Annotated in this window: 17 protein-coding genes and 1 CRISPR repeat array; of the genes, 4 read left to right on the top strand and 13 right to left on the bottom strand. The window is 43.2% G+C overall.

Annotated elements, in window-relative coordinates:
* Positions 1-229 precede the first annotated feature (229 nt).
* From QGT46_RS13760 to QGT46_RS13775, 4 genes are all read left to right on the top strand, one after another.
* Positions 230-814: a type 1 glutamine amidotransferase family protein gene (locus QGT46_RS13760; protein ID WP_148460032.1), complete on the top strand. Its 585-nt coding sequence runs from the start codon at positions 230-232 to the stop codon at positions 812-814.
* A gap of 80 nt (positions 815-894) precedes the next feature.
* A complete protein-coding gene (locus QGT46_RS13765) occupies positions 895-1095 on the top strand; it encodes a hypothetical protein (RefSeq protein ID WP_301591271.1) in 201 nt (66 codons plus the stop codon).
* 247 nt (positions 1096-1342) lie between these two features.
* Positions 1343-1762 carry an RNA polymerase sigma factor gene (locus tag QGT46_RS13770; RefSeq protein ID WP_301591273.1) on the top strand — a complete coding sequence of 140 codons (420 nt, stop codon included), beginning with the start codon at positions 1343-1345 and terminating at the stop codon, positions 1760-1762.
* A gap of 4 nt (positions 1763-1766) precedes the next feature.
* On the top strand, positions 1767-2006 hold the full coding sequence (locus QGT46_RS13775; RefSeq protein WP_148460034.1) for a helix-turn-helix domain-containing protein: 240 nt from the start codon (positions 1767-1769) through the stop codon (positions 2004-2006).
* A 248-nt stretch (positions 2007-2254) separates the two neighbouring features.
* Positions 2255-3923: a CRISPR direct-repeat array (repeat unit 30 nt; unit sequence ATTTCAATACAACTCTTGTTTTTGTTTATC).
* A gap of 373 nt (positions 3924-4296) precedes the next feature.
* Here the strand turns inward: QGT46_RS13775 and QGT46_RS13780 are convergent.
* The 13 genes from QGT46_RS13780 to QGT46_RS13840 form a co-directional block, all read right to left on the bottom strand.
* Entirely contained in the window at positions 4297-6195 is a 1899-nt protein-coding gene (locus tag QGT46_RS13780; RefSeq protein ID WP_024726663.1) for an NAD(+) synthase, read from the bottom strand.
* Between the two features lie 2 nt (positions 6196-6197).
* Positions 6198-7271, bottom strand: coding sequence for a peptide chain release factor 1 (prfA, locus tag QGT46_RS13785; protein WP_148460035.1), 1074 nt, complete (start codon positions 7269-7271; stop codon positions 6198-6200).
* 11 nt (positions 7272-7282) lie between these two features.
* Positions 7283-8119, bottom strand: a complete 837-nt coding sequence (gene prmC / locus QGT46_RS13790; RefSeq protein ID WP_024726661.1) for a peptide chain release factor N(5)-glutamine methyltransferase — start codon at positions 8117-8119, stop codon at positions 7283-7285.
* Complete coding sequence (locus QGT46_RS13795; RefSeq protein ID WP_148460036.1) at positions 8112-9044, bottom strand: DUF1385 domain-containing protein; 933 nt, start codon at positions 9042-9044, stop codon at positions 8112-8114. Before QGT46_RS13795 ends, prmC begins: the two co-directional genes overlap by 8 nt.
* A gap of 78 nt (positions 9045-9122) precedes the next feature.
* Positions 9123-9323 carry a 50S ribosomal protein L31 gene (gene rpmE / locus QGT46_RS13800; protein ID WP_009290709.1) on the bottom strand — a complete coding sequence of 67 codons (201 nt, stop codon included), beginning with the start codon at positions 9321-9323 and terminating at the stop codon, positions 9123-9125.
* Positions 9324-9432: 109 nt separating this feature from the next.
* Entirely contained in the window at positions 9433-10776 is a 1344-nt protein-coding gene (rho, locus tag QGT46_RS13805) for a transcription termination factor Rho (RefSeq protein ID WP_148460037.1), read from the bottom strand.
* Positions 10777-10947: 171 nt separating this feature from the next.
* Positions 10948-11673 carry a SigB/SigF/SigG family RNA polymerase sigma factor gene (locus QGT46_RS13810; RefSeq protein ID WP_024726658.1) on the bottom strand — a complete coding sequence of 242 codons (726 nt, stop codon included), beginning with the start codon at positions 11671-11673 and terminating at the stop codon, positions 10948-10950.
* A 9-nt stretch (positions 11674-11682) separates the two neighbouring features.
* A complete protein-coding gene (spoIIAB, locus tag QGT46_RS13815; protein WP_148460038.1) occupies positions 11683-12096 on the bottom strand; it encodes an anti-sigma F factor in 414 nt (137 codons plus the stop codon).
* An 18-nt stretch (positions 12097-12114) separates the two neighbouring features.
* A complete protein-coding gene (gene spoIIAA, locus QGT46_RS13820; protein WP_006565629.1) occupies positions 12115-12420 on the bottom strand; it encodes an anti-sigma F factor antagonist in 306 nt (101 codons plus the stop codon).
* Positions 12421-12541: 121 nt separating this feature from the next.
* On the bottom strand, positions 12542-13873 hold the full coding sequence (locus tag QGT46_RS13825) for a tetratricopeptide repeat protein (protein ID WP_148460039.1): 1332 nt from the start codon (positions 13871-13873) through the stop codon (positions 12542-12544).
* A gap of 13 nt (positions 13874-13886) precedes the next feature.
* The gene (locus QGT46_RS13830; RefSeq protein ID WP_022261227.1) at positions 13887-14030 is read right to left on the bottom strand and encodes a hypothetical protein; all 144 of its coding nucleotides are present in this window, start codon (positions 14028-14030) and stop codon (positions 13887-13889) included.
* Positions 14027-15226 (bottom strand): bifunctional folylpolyglutamate synthase/dihydrofolate synthase, encoded by a 1200-nt coding sequence (locus QGT46_RS13835; RefSeq protein ID WP_301591298.1) that lies wholly within the window; start codon positions 15224-15226, stop codon positions 14027-14029. The genes QGT46_RS13830 and QGT46_RS13835 overlap by 4 nt, the downstream gene beginning before the upstream one ends.
* 40 nt (positions 15227-15266) lie before the next feature.
* Positions 15267-17906 (bottom strand): valine--tRNA ligase, encoded by a 2640-nt coding sequence (locus tag QGT46_RS13840; protein ID WP_148460041.1) that lies wholly within the window; start codon positions 17904-17906, stop codon positions 15267-15269.
* Between the last annotated feature and the right edge of the window lie 16 nt (positions 17907-17922).

The following is a 17922-nucleotide window of genomic DNA, read 5'->3' on the forward strand; positions in this document are numbered from 1 at the left end:
TGGCGGGCTTCCACCTATGATAAAACGCAGGCAGTATTATGAGGATTTGGAACTGGCCGCATAGTCAGTGATATGCTTGAGAAAAATGTGTCAACTAATATTGACAATATCAGAATTACGTGATACAATTAGAACAAAATTAAATAAAATTAATTTATTTTACAAAGGGTGACACAAAGTTGTCATCTTTTTTGTTGTATAATGTGCTTCACAAAGGAGGAAAAAATAAATGGAAAAAGAAGTATTAGTATTTATCTTTGATGGATATGCCGATTGGGAGCCTGCTTATGTATGCGCTGAATTAAACTCACCACATACACAGTATGTCGTAAAAACAATAGGTCTGGTTAAAGAACCAGTTATATCTATGGGCGGGTTCCAAATAGTTCCTAATTATTCAATTAATGATTATCCAGAAGAATTTAGCCTGTTAATCTTAACTGGTGGTTATGCATGGTTACAACAAAAAAATAATGAAATTTTGCCTGTTGTCGAGTATGCCGTAAAAAAGCATATTCCAGTGGGCGCAATATGTAATGCAACAAATTTCATGGCTGAACACGGTTATCTTAACCAGATAAAACATTCTGGAAACACTTTGGAATTTATGAAATCTCAAGCACCACATTATACGGGAGAAAAGCACTTTATCCAGAAACAAGCTGTTTGTGACAGGAATATAATTACAGCAAATGGTTCTGGTGCATTAGAATTTGCTAGAGAAATCTTACTATTATTAAATGTGAAAACCCAGAGTGATATATCCAAATGGTATCTTGAAAATAAAGCAGGTATGTATCCCTATAAGGAATAATTTCAACACAAATGAATATACAAAAATTTTAATTTGACTAGTTTCATTTCGATAAGGTGGTGGCTTTATCAGGAAAAGATATGGTTTTAGACGCATTAGAACGAGTGAAAATCAAAAATCCTAATTTGCTGTATGAAGAAATAGTTTTCGATACAATGCTAGACGCAAAAAGTATAGAAATTCTTCATATAGGGGTTTATGATGATGAACCTATGTCTTTTCAAAAGATGGTCTTACTTGCTAAAGAAAACAGTTTAAATCGTTCAAAAGGTGTTAAGTAGTATCTAAAGACACATAAATAAGCGTTGTAAGGGGGGATTGTCGTATGAAATGCTTTAAGTACAATTCCTTGCAATCAAATTCCACCTAATAGCACACTATTAAAATTGAATGCGTTTTAGCTTTAAAGGCTCGTACAAACTATATGTTTTGTGCGGGCTTTTTTATTGCCCTCTTTCCTGTATTCCTAAAGGTTATAAGCGGTATTCCGTTTATATATTTCAGTATATGCGGAAAGGGGATGAGATTATGGAAACATCTTTTTTAGAGCATATCGTCAGAATACAGTTTAATGCTTTGATGATGACTGTTATTAAATGCACAGTGAAAAGCAAGAAAAGACAGTTTGCAAGGCGATCTAAGCGTGAAGTTTTATTTTGTAAATTATCAGAAGCGAAACAAATTGAATGTGGAACGACGGATAACTATTCTTGTTATTATATTTCTTTTGAAGTCTTGAATTATACAATCCAAGTATCAAATGAGAAACTTGCTGTTGCTTTACATGCGTTATCAGAGAAACAAAGTAGTGTTATCTTATTACACTATTTTCAAGGCATGAATGACCAAGAAATTTCCGAATTGTATCATGTATCACGTTCTGCTATTTATCGCAGAAGAAGTAACGGATTAAAAAAACTGAAATTATTATTGAAAGAAAGGAATTGAACAAATGAGAAAAGATTATGGCTATCCCTCACTAGAGGTAATACGCGAAGCGTCTGCTGGAAATGAAACCGCGATAAAGGACATCTTGAAATTCTATGACGCTTATATTTGTAAATTATGCTTACGTCCGTTTTACTACTTTGAAAGTGGTAAAATTACTATGCAGGTTGATGAAGAATTAAAAGGTCAAATTCATACAGAAATGATGAAAGCAATCTTGAAATTTGAAATCAGAGTGAAATAATCGTATTACATGAATGAAAAACGGGAGATACACAGATGTTTTGTGCTATCTCGCATGTTGATTTTAGTGTCATATCAAGGCTCATTCAATCGTGGTAAATTCGTGGTAAAATGATTGTTTTTCTATACCTCAAAAAGATAGAATGTATAGTATTTATGCGGATAATCGAAAATTAGATATAAAATTTAGATAAAATCTTGTTTTTGTTTATCAAACTTTGAGGGTGTGTACTTAAAAGGAAACTAAATATTTTAATACAACTCTTGTTTTTGTTTATCATGTTGGTATCTGGCATGTCATTTCTTCTAACTATCAATTTCAATACAACTCTTGTTTTTGTTTATCAATTAACTTACGAAGACTTATCTAATTTCACTCAATTTCAATACAACTCTTGTTTTTGTTTATCCGGCGTTTCACACGCCTATAAAATATACATAGTTGATTTCAATACAACTCTTGTTTTTGTTTATCCTTACAGCGGAGGGAAAGACAGTGATGTCATGCTATTTCAATACAACTCTTGTTTTTGTTTATCGATGCAGGCCAGCCATTTTTCATCAGAAGTTATAGAATTTCAATACAACTCTTGTTTTTGTTTATCGGGCCGTATCCGCTTGTAGACATTGCGGCTTATCCATTTCAATACAACTCTTGTTTTTGTTTATCCCTTGTTGTTACCGCACTTGAAATGGAAAGAAATGATTTCAATACAACTCTTGTTTTTGTTTATCCAGAAAAGGGATCTTTTACAGGTTATAAAAAAGCCATTTCAATACAACTCTTGTTTTTGTTTATCTTATGCCGGAAGATGTTTATGAGCAAGTGAAAAAATTTCAATACAACTCTTGTTTTTGTTTATCGAAAACAAGAATTTCAAGCTCGGATGCATGCGTACAAATTTCAATACAACTCTTGTTTTTGTTTATCGGTAATAGCACTTATGGAGGCAGGAATTTTAAAGAAATTTCAATACAACTCTTGTTTTTGTTTATCAAACTCTAACGGTATGGAAGAATGGATGGAATACGAATTTCAATACAACTCTTGTTTTTGTTTATCATGAAACACCGTTGGACTTTATCAATGCAAATCTCATATTTCAATACAACTCTTGTTTTTGTTTATCCTTGCGGAGTTCGATCAATGTTGAAAAGCGTAGCTAAATTTCAATACAACTCTTGTTTTTGTTTATCCTTCCTGCCTTTGCCCTGTATCATTTACAGATGCCTATTTCAATACAACTCTTGTTTTTGTTTATCTTGGGTGATTTCAAAGTAAGAAGGAGGAAACATAAATTTCAATACAACTCTTGTTTTTGTTTATCGGAATCTTGTTCTGCGCCCATTTGTTCACTTTGTTCATTTCAATACAACTCTTGTTTTTGTTTATCTAGAAATTCCTTTCTTTGTAACCCCCGCAAGTGTCATTTCAATACAACTCTTGTTTTTGTTTATCAGGAGCAATCAAAGTGGTAAATGGGGTATACCACTTATTTCAATACAACTCTTGTTTTTGTTTATCATTTTTTCATCCAAAAGGTCATCCACATTCTGAGATTTCAATACAACTCTTGTTTTTGTTTATCTGTCGGTTGGGTACTGGATAAGTTGACAGGTTTAGTATTTCAATACAACTCTTGTTTTTGTTTATCAATCGCTGAAACCAGATCCTGGACCCGGAACCCTTATTTCAATACAACTCTTGTTTTTGTTTATCGGCCATAATAGTAAAAGGTCGTATCTATATCCAGAAATTTCAATACAACTCTTGTTTTTGTTTATCCACTCCGCATGGCCTGTAGGAATTCCATTTGGCCCTATTTCAATACAACTCTTGTTTTTGTTTATCTTTCCAGATCCACTGAAATGCACCTGTAACAATCTTATTTCAATACAACTCTTGTTTTTGTTTATCCAACGTTTTTCCGTCATTCTTTGTTTTCATTATAATCGTCTTTCCGCATAAAATCAACGTTTTCTCAATTATTTCCCAACCGTCATCAGTTTTTTTCTTATTTTGTCCAAAATACCTTCCCGCCCTTATTCTATGCGGCTTTCCGGCATTAATCTGCTTTTAGAGGTTGGGAAAAATCCTCCTCTTTGAGAAGCTTAACGCTTTGCGTGCCAGATGCGATTTGATGTAGTCAAATGGTTTCTTTACGCATCTGTGTACAACCCACGAAGCGTTTTTTATTACTTAGGAAAGACTTTCACCCATTAGCGTGACAAAGTCTTTCCTAAGTAATAAAAAAAGGAGCCATGCATCTCTGCACGGCCCCAATCTTTATCTATGATTTCTGCCAGATATTCACGCTGGCGTCGCTCGGCATTCTCAGATCCCCTCTCGGAGACACCGCAACACTTCCCACCTTCGGCCCGTCCGGCAGGCAGGAGCGCTTAAACTGCTGGCTGAAGAACCGCCAGTAGAACTTATCCAGCCACTTTTGTATGGTTTCATCATCATAGTCACCTGCAAATGTAAGCTTTGCCATACGGTAAAGCTTTGCCTTCGGGAATCCGAATCTCAGCATATAATATAGGAAGAAATCATGCAGCTCATAAGGCCCCACCAAGTCCTCTGTCTTCTGTGAGATCACACCGTCCACCGGAGGAAGCAGCTCCGGACTCACCGGGGTATCCAGCACATCCATCAGCACGTCAGATAACTCTTTATTTTCAACCGTCTCTGCATAATACAGTACCAGGTACCGCACCAGAGTCTTCGGCACAGAACAGTTCACCGCATACATGGACATATGGTCCCCATTATAGGTAGCCCAGCCAAGAGCAAGCTCCGACATATCACCTGTCCCGATGACCATGCCGTTGTACTTGTTTGCAATATCCATAAGGATCTGAGTCCTCTCTCTGGCCTGGGAGTTTTCATAAGTCACATCATGGACATCTTCCTCATGTTCAATATCTTTAAAATGCTGTCTGACGGCTTTTTCAATATTGACTTCTTTTAAAGTAGCTCCCAATTCATGGATCAGGGATACCGCGTTCTGATACGTCCGATCCGTCGTTCCAAAACATGGCATCGTTACACAGATAATATTTTCCCTTGGAATGTCCAGCATATCAAAAGCACGCACGGTCACTAAAACCGCAAGGGTAGAATCCAGTCCTCCGGAAATTCCCACCACCGCATGTGTGCAGTTCGTATGTTCCAGACGTTTTTTCAGCCCCATAGACTGAATGGATAAGATCTCATCACACCGTTTCTCCCGCTCTTCCCTGCTGGACGGCACAAACGGATTCTTTGGAAACTTTCTTGTAAGCTGGTTAACTTTTATCGGAAGAATAAACGGTACACTCCGGTATTCCTCAGATTCTTCCTCGAAAAAGGTGGTCATTTTTCTTCTCTCTGCCGCAAGACGCTTCACATCCATATCCGCATAGATCACATCATTTACAAATCGCTTTGCCTCCGCCAGCACAGTTCCGTTCTCACAGATCAGATGGTGTCCGCTGTAAACCACATCTGTTGTGGATTCTCCCTCTCCTGCATTGGCATACACGTAACCTGAGAGCAGTCTTGCAGACTGATTTGACACAAGAGCGCTCCTGTAAACCTCCTTCGTGGTGATCTCCACACTGGCAGATGGATTACAGATGACGGTTGCTCCGGCCAGAGCGTGATAAGTGCTTGGCGGAAGTGGAACCCAGAGGTCCTCACAGATTTCCATGGCAATGGTCAGTTCGGGGATATTTGTGCATTCCAGCAGGATGTTCGCTCCAAACGGAACATACTCACCATCCAGCAAAATGTCTTTTACTTCTCTTTTTCCTTTTGCAAAATGTCTGGCTTCATAAAACTCTCCGTAATTCGGAAGGTGAATCTTCGGCACCACACCTAAAATACGCCCGTCAAATAAAAACACACCACAGTTATAAAGCTTATGTTCCACAACTAAAGGACAGCCTACGATGACGACCATGTCCATCCCTTTTGTTTCCCTCTTAATCTCCATGAGTCCCCTAAGGGATTCATCCAGCAGAGGGTCCTGCAAAAACAGGTCCCCGCATGTATAGCCGGAAACGGCCAGTTCGGAAAGAACCAGAAGGCTGGCCTCCTCATCTCTTGCCTGTCTGATAATTTTTATGATCTCTTTTGTGTTATATTCCGGATCTGCGACTTTCACCTTCGGTGTCGCCGCAGCTACTTTAATAAAACCATCTTTCATATCTACTCTTCTTCCATATTGCTTAATTTGGCTGCCTGGTCCGCAGCGGTTAAACTGTCGATCAGCTCATCCAGATCCCCGTTCATGACAGAATCCAATTTGTGGAGAGTCAGCTTGATCCTGTGATCTGTCACACGGCCCTGAGGATAATTGTAAGTTCTGATCTTCTCGGAACGGTCTCCGGTTCCCACCTGGCTCTTTCTCTTTTCAGCCTCTGCATCGTGGGCCTTCTGCTGCTCCAGCTCATACAGCCGGGAGCGCAGCACCTTCAATGCCTTGTCTTTATTCTTAAGCTGTGACTTCTCATCCTGACAGGATACAACGATTCCAGTCGGCAGATGAGTCAGCCGCACCGCTGAGTCTGTCGTATTGACACACTGTCCTCCGTTTCCGGATGCACGGAATACATCAAACTTACAGTCATTTAAATCTACTTCCACTTCCACATCTTCCACTTCCGGCATAATGGCCACAGTGATCGTAGATGTATGAATCCTTCCGCCGGACTCAGTGGCCGGGATTCTCTGCACACGGTGCACTCCGCTTTCATATTTAAACCTGGAATAGGCACCCTGGCCCGAGATCATAAATACAAGCTCTTTAAAGCCTCCGATCCCGCTTTCATTAAAACTCAGTGTTTCCACCTTCCAGCGGCGTCCTTCCGCATAACTCCTGTACATGCGGGCCACGTCTGCCGCAAACAGGGCAGCTTCATCCCCGCCGGCTCCGGCCCGGATTTCCACAATGATGTTCTTGTCGTCATTTGGGTCTTTTGGAATCAGAAGAATCTTTAATTCCTCTTCCAGCCGCTCTACATTCGCTTTGGACTCTGCAAGTTCCTCTTTCGCAAGTTCCTTCATCTCCTCATCGGATTCCTCTTCCAAAAGTTCCAGGCTTTCCTCTATGTTCTGTTTCTCCTGCACATATTCCTTATATTTCTCCACGATGGGAGCCAGATCACTCTGCTCCTTCATCAGATCCCTGAAACGTTTCTGGTCCGTTGCCACATCCGGGTCATTGAGCTGCTGGAGTACGGTATCCAGTCTCTCTACTAAACTTTCTAACTTATCAAACATCTTCTTCTCCTTTATGCCAGCGTTCCGATGACCATCCGGTCAAGGCCCGCCAAGTCTTTCTTTATCTCCACAGAGGAAAACCCTGCTTCCTCCATCATCGTTTTTACCGCCGCTCCCTGGTCATAACCGATCTCAAATACGAGGGTGCCTCCGCCGTTCAAATGCTTTGGGGCCGTCCCTACAAGCTGTCGGTAAAAATACAGCCCGTCCTCTTTTCCGTCAAGAGCCAGCATAGGCTCGTGGTCTTTTACCTCCGGCATCAGTTCCATACAGTCTTTTGTAGGAATATACGGAGGATTGGAGATGATCAGGTCAAAAGAACCGTCTACCCCGGAAAAAAGGTCACTCTTTTTAAATTTTACCATAGGAGCCAGTCTTCTTCCATTCTCTTTTGCAATTTCCAAGGCCTTTTCATCAATATCTGTACCGATGCATACGTCCGGCTTCAGCATCAGACAGAGGCTGATGGCAATACATCCGGAGCCTGTACAGACATCCAGGATGCTTTCATGGGGATAGTTCCCTTCCACAACCGCCTCGATGACACTTTCCGTATCCTGTCTCGGTATGAGCACATCCGGAGTCACCCGGAATGTATATCCCATAAAATCCTGAGTCCCGGTCAGGTATTGGAGAGGGACCCTCTCCCTGATCCGGCGGTCCAGCAAAGCTTTGTACTGCTCTAATTCTTCCCCTTCTTCCACCGGTGTAGTCATCGAAAATAAGTATTCTTCCCGGCTTAAAGAAAAACTATGGGAAAACAGATACCATGCTTCCCCATCCGGGTTATCGATCCCCGCTTCCCGCAGCTTTTCCGCTCCATATGTGACCCAAATCTTCCTATTCACGTTTTTTCCTTTCTTTCTCCAGATATGTCTTCCAGTCAAAGACACCTTCCACTGACCGGATTGCCACTTCGATCATGCTCTCATCCGGCTCTTTCGTCGTCAGCAGCTGAAGACACAGCCCCGGCTTGCTGAGCGCCGTGATCACCGGATTGTCTGAATTTCCGGCGAACCGGATAAACTCATAGGATACCCCTGCGATCACCGGGCCCAGCAGAAGTCTCAATACAACTTTCAGCCACACCGTGTCGACACGGATAAAAAAGAAAAATATAATGCTTATGATCATGACAAAAAACAGAAAACTGGTGCCGCACCGCTTGTGCAGTCTGGAATATTTCATTACATTTTCAGGTGTGAGCTCCTCCCCTGCCTCCAGGCAGTTGATCGTTTTGTGCTCGGCCCCGTGATACATGAAGACCCGTTTGATATCATTCATTCTGGATATGAGAATGATATATCCTAAAAAAATTCCCACCCGGATCAGGCCCTCCAGCAGCAGAACAGCCGGACGGCTCATGCCGAATCCTTCAAAAATGTTGGAGAGGAAATAAGGCAGCACCATGAACAGCCCGATAGCAATGGCAAATGACAGTACCACGATGCCTCCCATGAGGACCCCTTCCCACTTCTCTGAGAAATGGCGGTTCAGCCACTGTTCCAGCCGGGACGGCTCTTCTTCCCCGTCCTCTATGAAGTCAGCCGAATAAGTGATCGTCTTCATACCGACCACCATAGATTCCGCGAAATTTACGACTCCCCGCAGGACCGGGAGCTTCAGGACCGAATATTTATCGGATATGCTCATATACCGTTCGGTCTTCGTCTCGATCTCCCCGTCCGGTTTTCTCACAGAAACTGCATAGCGGTCTCCGTTCTTCATCATGACGCCTTCCATGACTGCCTGCCCGCCAATCCTTACTTTCATAGTCAGTCCTTTCTGATAAATCCTAATACAACAAAATAGGCTGAGATTTCGCAACCTCAACCTATCATTTCATGTTTTCTACTTAGTACCATACTTACGATTGAACTTGTCAATACGTCCGCGAGCTTGAGTAGCTTTCTGTTGTCCAGTGTAAAAAGAATGACACTTAGAACAGATTTCAACGTGGATATCTTCCTTTGTAGATCCTGTTACAAATTCGTTACCGCAGTTGCAGACTACTTTTGCCTGATGGTATTCTGGATGGATTCCTTCGCGCATGTTTCTTCACCTCTTTGATCTTAGTTTATCTTAAACATTCCTTTTGTTTATTCTTAAACAGCTTTCTCATTATATCACAGCATCTTCCACAATGCAAATACTTTTTCTCTTATTTTCTCAGCAGGGATTTCTTCGCAAATTCAATAAATTCCTTATTATTTCTAGAACGTTTAAACATATTCAGTGTCTGTTCGAAAAACTCATCTGAACGGCTTCCGGACAATTCTTTGTGCAGTGCGGTGACCACGGACTGTTCATCTTTGGAAAGCAGGAGATCATCCCTTCTTGTACCGGATTTGGCGATGTCCACCGCCGGGAAGATCCTGCGCTCAGAGAGATGGCGGCTTAGCACTAGCTCCATGTTTCCGGTTCCCTTGAATTCTTCAAAGATGACATCATCCATCTTGCTTCCGGTCTCCACCAGTGCAGTGGCAAGAATCGTAAGGCTTCCGCCCTCCCGCATATTTCTGGCCGCTCCGAAAAATCTTTTTGGCATGTGGAGTGCCGCCGGGTCAAGCCCTCCTGTGAGAGTCCTTCCGCTCGGGGGCACGGTGAGGTTGTACGCTCTGGCAAGCCTTGTGATACTGTCCAAAAGGATGACCACGTCCTCTTTATGTTCTACGAGGCGTTTTGCTCTCTCAAGAACCATTTCCGACACCCTCTTATGATGGTCGGGGAGCTCATCAAAAGTAGAATAGATGACCTCCACGTTCTGTCCCTCCACAGATTCCTTAAAATCTGTCACTTCCTCAGGTCTCTCATCGATGAGCAGCACGATCAGCTTAATATTTTTATAATTTTGGCTGATGCTCTGGGCCATCTGTTTTAACAGCGTGGTCTTTCCCGTTTTGGGAGGTGATACAATCATACCCCTCTGCCCTTTTCCCACAGGTGAGAGAAGATCCACCATGCGCATCGGGATCGTCGCCCGCTCGGTCTCCAGTCTGAGCCTCTGGTTCGGAAAGATCGGCGTGAGGTCTTCAAAATGCTTCCTCCTTGCTGCCGCCTCGGGGTGATATCCGTTTACGGACTCTACAAACAGCAGGGCTCCGAATTTTTCATTCTGGCTTTTTACGCGGATGGCGCCGTTTAAGATGTCTCCGGACTTTAAGTTAAACCTCCGGATCTGGGTCGGTGAAACATAAATATCATTCTCTCCGGGGAGATAATTCTCACAGCGGATAAATCCATAACCGTCCGGCAGAACTTCCAGTATCCCATTGGCTTTTTTTCCGCTGTCCAGGCTTTTTATGTCTCTGGGAACACGGTCAGTCCTGGCGTCTTTTGTCTGCTCTGCTTTTTTCTCCGGTTCCGGATCACTCTGTTTATGTTCATTGTCATAATCATTTAAATATTCAATCAGCTCCTGCTTTTTCAGACTGCTGATGCCTTTCAGATTCTTTTTCTTTGCCGCCTTTCTAAGTTCGAGCAAAGACATAGATTCATATACCATAGAATGTTCTCCTTTGTTTAAATACATAAGATTTTTCTTGTTTTGATTCGATATGCAATATTCAGTGCGGGTAAATGGATGATGTATCCGATGACCTGTAATCTGATCGATCTTTACAGAATTGTAATCGTAAGAGGGAAATTTCCCTCTTAGATTATACTACCACAATTTTCAACTATGTCCAAGAATTTGTTTTCTCATACGGAGTAAAATTTTCTTCTCCATCCTTGAAACCTGTACCTGGGAAATCGAAAGTTTTTTCGCGATTTCCTGCTGTGTCTTCCCATGGAAGTATCGCATGGTGATCAATTCTCTCTCCTCTCCGCACAGCGTATCCATGAGTTCTTCCAGCATCACATGGTTGATGACAGTATCCGACTCATTTTCCTCTCCCGGCAGTTTGTCCACCAAAAGCACCTGGCTGTCGTCGCTTTGATAGCTTGGCTGATAAATAGATTCCACATCTTTGTTTGCCTCCAGTGCGACGACGATCTCGTCTCTGGCGATCTTTGTCTCTCTGGAGAGTTCATCTATAGTTGCTTCCCTGTTGTACTTCATGGCAAAGGCCTCTCCTGCCTGCCGGACCTGGTAGGCGATCTCCTTTAAGGAACGGCTGACCTTGATCATCCCGTCATCCCTTAAAAACCGTTTGATCTCCCCGGTGATCATCGGCACCGCATAAGTAGAAAATTTCACATCATAGGAGAGGTCAAACTTGTCCACTGCCTTTAAAAGTCCGATGCTCCCGATCTGGAACAGATCTTCGGGCTCGTGTCCCCGACCTGTAAAACGCTTTACTACACTCCAGATCAGTCCCATGTTGTCAAGCACTATCTTCTCTCTCGCACCCTGATCTCCTTCTTTCGTAAGCTTTAACAATTCTCTTGTCTCGTCCATATAAAAGGCCTATTTCCCGGTCACTTTCTTTTCCATGATGACTCTGGTCCCTTTTCCTGACTCGGAGCTGACTTCGATCTTGTCCATGAATGCTTCCATAAAGGAAAATCCCATCCCCGTCCGCTCCTCATCAGGCTTTGTAGTATACATAGGTTCCATTGCCTGTTTCACATCCGGAATGCCGACACCGAAATCCTCAATGATGATTTTCAAAACACTGCCTTCATTTGAAATATCCATGCAGATCTTTCCCTGGTCGTCCTCATAGCCGTGGACGATGCAGTTCGTGACCGCCTCGGAAACCGCCGTTTTCACATCTGCCATCTCTTCCATCGTCGGGTCGAACTTCATCATATAGGTTGCCGCCAGCACTCTTGCGATCCCTTCATTTTCTGATTCGCTGTTGAATTCTAAATGTATCATTTCTTATCCTCCCTATCGCTATCGCTCATTGATGATCTTGTGCAGACCCGCCATGTGTACGATCCGTTTTACCACATCGTTGACATTTACCACGCTCACCGTGCCTCCGAGAGGCTTCAGCTGCTTGTACCGCCCAAGGATCATTCCCACCCCGGAGCTGTCCATAAAACCGGTATTCTTAAAATCAAATTCAATATCCCTGATCGGATATGACTTCAGGATCACATCACATTTATGCCTGACACGCTCTGCCAAATGATGATCCAGTTCTCCGTCAAGCCTTACGTACAGTGTCCTGTTTTCAACCTGATATTCTGTTGCCATAGATGATTCACTCCTTTAATGATAAAAAAATGAAAGAGAAATACACCGGAAGGTTTTGATATCTTCCGGATATATTTCTCTTTCGTGTCTTATCGGTTTCTTTGTCAGCCCAAATGCTGTTTTAAAGATTTTTAGCTTTTTTGTTCTGTAATTGATTCAGATAATTCTGTGAGTTCCTTGCACTGTTGGTGCCCGGGAACTTCTGGATGACATCCTCGTATGCCTTGATTGCTTTGTCTTTGTCACCATTTTTCTCATAAGATCTGGCAAGGTAGAAATAAGATCCCACGTTTGTGTCTTTGACTTTGATGGCTTTTTTCAGGGTGCTGATGGCATCTTTGTAGTTGCCCTGATTATACGCACTGATTCCCTTATTGTAAAGGCCTGTGGCCGCATATGGGTAAACCTTCTGTTCCAGATCGTCATAAATCTCTTTCATCTTCTTTGAGCCCAGCTTATCCCTGTCTATGTTCAGCAGGGCATCGGCAGACTCCGTATACTGACGGTCGCCGTAATACTGCATAGCTGTCAGCAGAGAATCATAGATTCCCTCTGTCTTGCTGTCTCCCACAAATTCTTTTAATTCTTTCTTCGCCTTTGCCTCAGCAGCCTTTGCCTCTTTGATGTCTTTTTCGTTGCTCTTTAACTGAGTCTCTTTGGCGAGAAGCTGTTCCTTATAATTTTCAATTTTAGATGAATACTTGTAGCTGGACGCCTTCCTAATACTCGGATATAAGAGCACCAGAGAAACAAGCACGCCGATCACAATGCCTCCTACCATATATACCATGCGGTGGCGGTTGGACGGCAGCTCCTCGTATTTGCCTACAACGCTGCTAATGCCCTTCTTTTTCGGTCCTTCTGTCTTCTCGGAATCACTGTCTTCTGCTTTCATGTCCGCAGGTTTTAAAAGAGATTCCGTCTCCTGCAGATATTCTAATGCCCTTGGGTTTTTGCAGTCAACATCCAGCACATTTTTTAAAGCCTTCTGGGCGTCTTTAAAATTCTCATCTTTGATGGAAAGCAGGGCGATCAGAAGCTGTGCATTGATAAAATTCGGCATCATGGAAACAACATTTTTCAGCTGGATCATTGCCAGGTCTTCATTCCCCTGTTTTGCATATACAAGAGCCTGATTATACTTTTTAATGACCTGATTGACCGTGTCAAGCTGGACAGGATTCTCCTGCACATCTTTCAGATAATCAATGGCCGCGTTTTCTTCTTTTTTCAGATTGCTGCTGATAACCCACTGGCTCAGGGCAGGGACGATGTCACCCATCTGATAATAGACTAAGCCCAAAAGATTCCTGGCATTCATGTCATTCTTGTCATAAAACAACGCAGCTTTCAGGTTCTTTACAGCCCCGGTCAGATCGTTGGCATTGGCTTTCTCCAGCCCAAGATTGTAGTAGTATTTGGAACTGTTTTTAATCTTTTCCTTACTCTTCATATCTGCCACCTTACTATTTCTCTTCTTCTATGTCTTTTTTGATTTCATTGATCAGATCTTCTACATCTTTTAAATCATCGCTGTAAATGGCATCCTCTGCCTGGTCCACATCTAAGCAAGGTTCAAATTTTTTTAACTCTTCTCTGTAATTAATCATTTTCTTCCTCCATTCAAGATAAACGTTTTAACCTTACCAGCTAAATAAAAAGAGCCGATACAAAAGCAGAGAACCCCCTCCTCTGACTTTTGTATTATTGTCTTATATGCCTTTAAGAAATCATCCTCCGGTATCTCCCGGTTCACAACCGGAACCTTTATGATCCCTTCCAAGTTTTCAACTCCCGTGAGAAGCTTCAGGATGCCCTCTTCTTCCTTCTTATGGGAAGGGGCAAAAACAATCAGTTTTCTCTGCGGAAAATACTTCTCTAGTGTATGGCAGAATGCCTCCGCCGCCTGAAGATTATGTCCTCCGTCTATAAAAATATTGGGGCTCACTTCCTCCATCCGTCCTGCCAGAAAAGCCGAGGAAAGACCGTTAAATACCGTCTTTCTTTTCAGGTCAGGAAACAGCAGGCGGACTGCAGCCGCTGCAAGAGCGGCATTCTCATACTGAAAATCGCCCAACAGGCCTAATTTCAAGCATTTACTCTTTTTATCATACGCACTCTTTCTCAAAAAATCAATATAATCACTGCTTTTTTCAGAAAAAATAAGATTATCTTTTGAAATTGTTAGGAATTCCGAATCTTTATGTGCCGCCTCTTCCTGAAATACCCTGAGAACCTCAGGCTTCTGCCTGAGACAGATCACAGGAACCCTCGGTTTTATGATCCCTGCTTTTTCCGCGGCGATCAGTTCCAGAGTGTTTCCTAAAAATTCCTGATGATCAAGACTCACCGCAGTGATAACAGAAAGCCTCGGCACGATCACATTAGTCGCATCATGTCTTCCGCCCATTCCGGTCTCGATGATACAGACCTCCGCATTTTCTTCCTGAAAAAATACAAGTGACATAAAGAACAGAAATTCAAAGAAGGAAGGATGTTCTGCCCCCTCCTTTACTGCCAGAAAGACAGCACTCTTTACTTTTGCAAAGACTTCTGCAAATCTTTTTTCGGAGATCTCTCTGCCGCCGATCTGTATCCGTTCTTCCATGCGGATCAAATGCGGGGACGAAAACCGTCCGGTCCTTTTTCCTGCACCCGTAAGGATCGAGTCCAGAAATGCACAGACCGAGCCCTTTCCGTTGGTACCTGCTACATGGATCATGAACAGAGCTTTTTCCGGATTTCCCAAAACATCCAGAATCCATTGTACATTGGATAAGGATGTTTTTTTAGCGAAACCCGTCACATGATTCAAATAATTTCTTGCTTCTTCAAAATCCGTCATGTTATTTTACAAGCTGGCCCAGACGTTCTTCCACTTTCTCGAGCATCTGCCGGTATTTTGACAGCTTTTCTTTCTCTTCTTCTACTTTTTGTTCCGGTGCTTTGCTTAAGAAACGTTCGTTATTGAGCATGCCTTCACACCGCTTGATCTCTCCGTCCAGTTTCTTTTGTTCTTTTTTCAGTCTCTCAATTTCTTTTTCAATATCGACAAGCTCTGCAAACGGCATATAGATTACGGCATCCGGAACGACTGTGGATACGGCATCCCCGGCAATTCCTTCTTTATCCGCCTGTACGCAGACTTCACTTGCATACCCGAGGGTTCCGAAGAAGACCCTGCCCTGTTCAAAGATATCCCTCACTTCTTTTTTCTCAGAGACAACAAATACTTTTGCTTTCTTTTTCGGGGATACGTTCATCTCGGCCCGTATATTACGGATTCCCCTCACCGCTTCTTTCATGAGTTCCACTGCGGCTTCTTCCTGAGCAAAGCTGTATTCCTTTCTGTATTCCGGCCAGGATGCCAGCATGATGGATTCTTCTCCTGTCAGATTACAGTAGATCTCCTCTGTGATAAACGGCATGAATGGATGAAGCAGCTTCAGTGATTCGGAGAGTACCTTTTTCAGTGTCCACAAAGCTGCGGCTTTCGTGTTGTCTTCATCGTTATAAAGACGCGGTTTCACCATCTCGATATACCAGTCACAAAATTCTTCCCATATAAAGTCATTAAGCTTCTGTACGGCAATTCCCAGCTCATATTTGTCCATATTATCCGTCACATCTTTGGCCAGAGTGTTGAACTTGGATAAGATCCAGCGGTCTGCGCTTGTCAGGTCGGGAAGTTCCACATGAGAGAAGTCCGCCTGTTCAAAGTTCATCATCATAAAACGGGATGCATTCCACACTTTGTTGGCAAAATTCCGGCTGGCTTCCACACGCTCCATGTAAAAACGCATATCATTGCCCGGTGCATTTCCGGTGACCAGAGTAAATCTCAGCGCGTCTGCCCCATACTGGCTGATGACCTCCAAAGGATCGATTCCGTTGCCCAGAGATTTGCTCATCTTTCTTCCTTTGTCGTCTCTCACGAGCCCGTGGATCAGCACCGTGTCAAACGGTGCTTTCCCTGTATGCTCATATCCCGAAAATACCATTCTGACAACCCAGAAAAAGATAATGTCATATCCGGTTACCAATACGTTGGTCGGGTAGAAATAATCCAGTTCCTCCGTCTGTTCCGGCCAGCCTAAAGTGGAGAACGGCCACAGCGCAGAGCTGAACCAGGTATCCAGAGTATCCTCATCCTGAGTAAAATGTGTACATCCGCATTTTGGGCATACTTCCGGTTTTTCTTTTGCCACCACAGTTTCACCGCACTCATCGCAGTAATATGCAGGAATCCTGTGCCCCCACCAGAGCTGCCTGGAGATACACCAGTCACGAATATTCTCAAGCCAGTGCAGATATGTCTTTGTATAACGTTCCGGCACAAATTTTATGTCCCCGTTTTTAACCGCCTCGATGGCAGGCTTCGCGAGCTCGTCCATCTTTACGAACCACTGCGGTTTTACCATCGGCTCGATGGTGGCTTTGCAGCGGTCATGCGTTCCGACGTTATGCTCGTGTTCTTTTATTTTTACCAGGTATCCCTGTTCTTCCAGATCTTTTACGATGGCTTTTCTCGCCTCATAGCGCTCCATGCCCTCATATCTGCCGCCGTTTTCATTGATCGTGGCGTCATCGTTCATCACATTGATCACTGGAAGGTCATGTCGTCTTCCCACTTCAAAATCATTTGGATCATGGGCCGGTGTGATCTTCACGGCACCGGTTCCAAACTCCTTATCTACATATTCGTCCGCCACGATCGGGATCTGTCTGTCACAGAGCGGAAGCTTTAACATTTTTCCAACCAGATGCGTATATCTTTCATCATCCGGATGGACAGCCACGGCCGTATCTCCGAGCATTGTCTCGGGACGGGTGGTAGCGATCTCTAAATAATCATCGGTTCCCACAACCGGATATTTAATATGCCAGAAGTGTCCTGCCTGGTCCACATGCTCTACCTCGGCGTCGGAGATCGAAGTCTGACAGACCGGACACCAGTTAATGATCCTGGAACCCTTGTAGATATAACCTTTTTCATATAACTTGATAAAGACCTCTTCCACTGCTTTGGAACAGCCCTCATCCATCGTAAAACGTTCTCTGTCCCAGTCACAGGCAGAACCAAGCTTCTTTAACTGGCTGACGATGGTTCCGCCGTATTCTTCCTTCCACTTCCAGGCTCTCTCAAGAAACTTCTCTCTTCCCAGATCTTCCTTTTCAATGCCTTCCTCTTTCAGCGCCTCGATGATCTTGACTTCCGTTGCGATGCTGGCATGGTCCGTTCCCGGCTGCCAAAGGGTATTGTAACCCTGCATTTTCTTAAAACGGATCAAGATATCCTGCATAGTCTCGTCCAGTGCATGTCCCATATGGAGCTTGCCCGTAATATTGGGAGGAGGAATCACGATCGTAAACGGTTTTTTGCTGTGATCCACTTCTGCATGAAAATATTTGTTGTCAAGCCACTTCTGGTATAACCGGTCTTCAATCTCAGACGGGTTATAAGTCTTTTCCAATTCTTTACTCATCTCATATCTCCTACTT

The organism is Anaerostipes faecis (assembly GCF_910574135.1).
Classification (GTDB): domain Bacteria; phylum Bacillota; class Clostridia; order Lachnospirales; family Lachnospiraceae; genus Anaerostipes; species Anaerostipes hominis.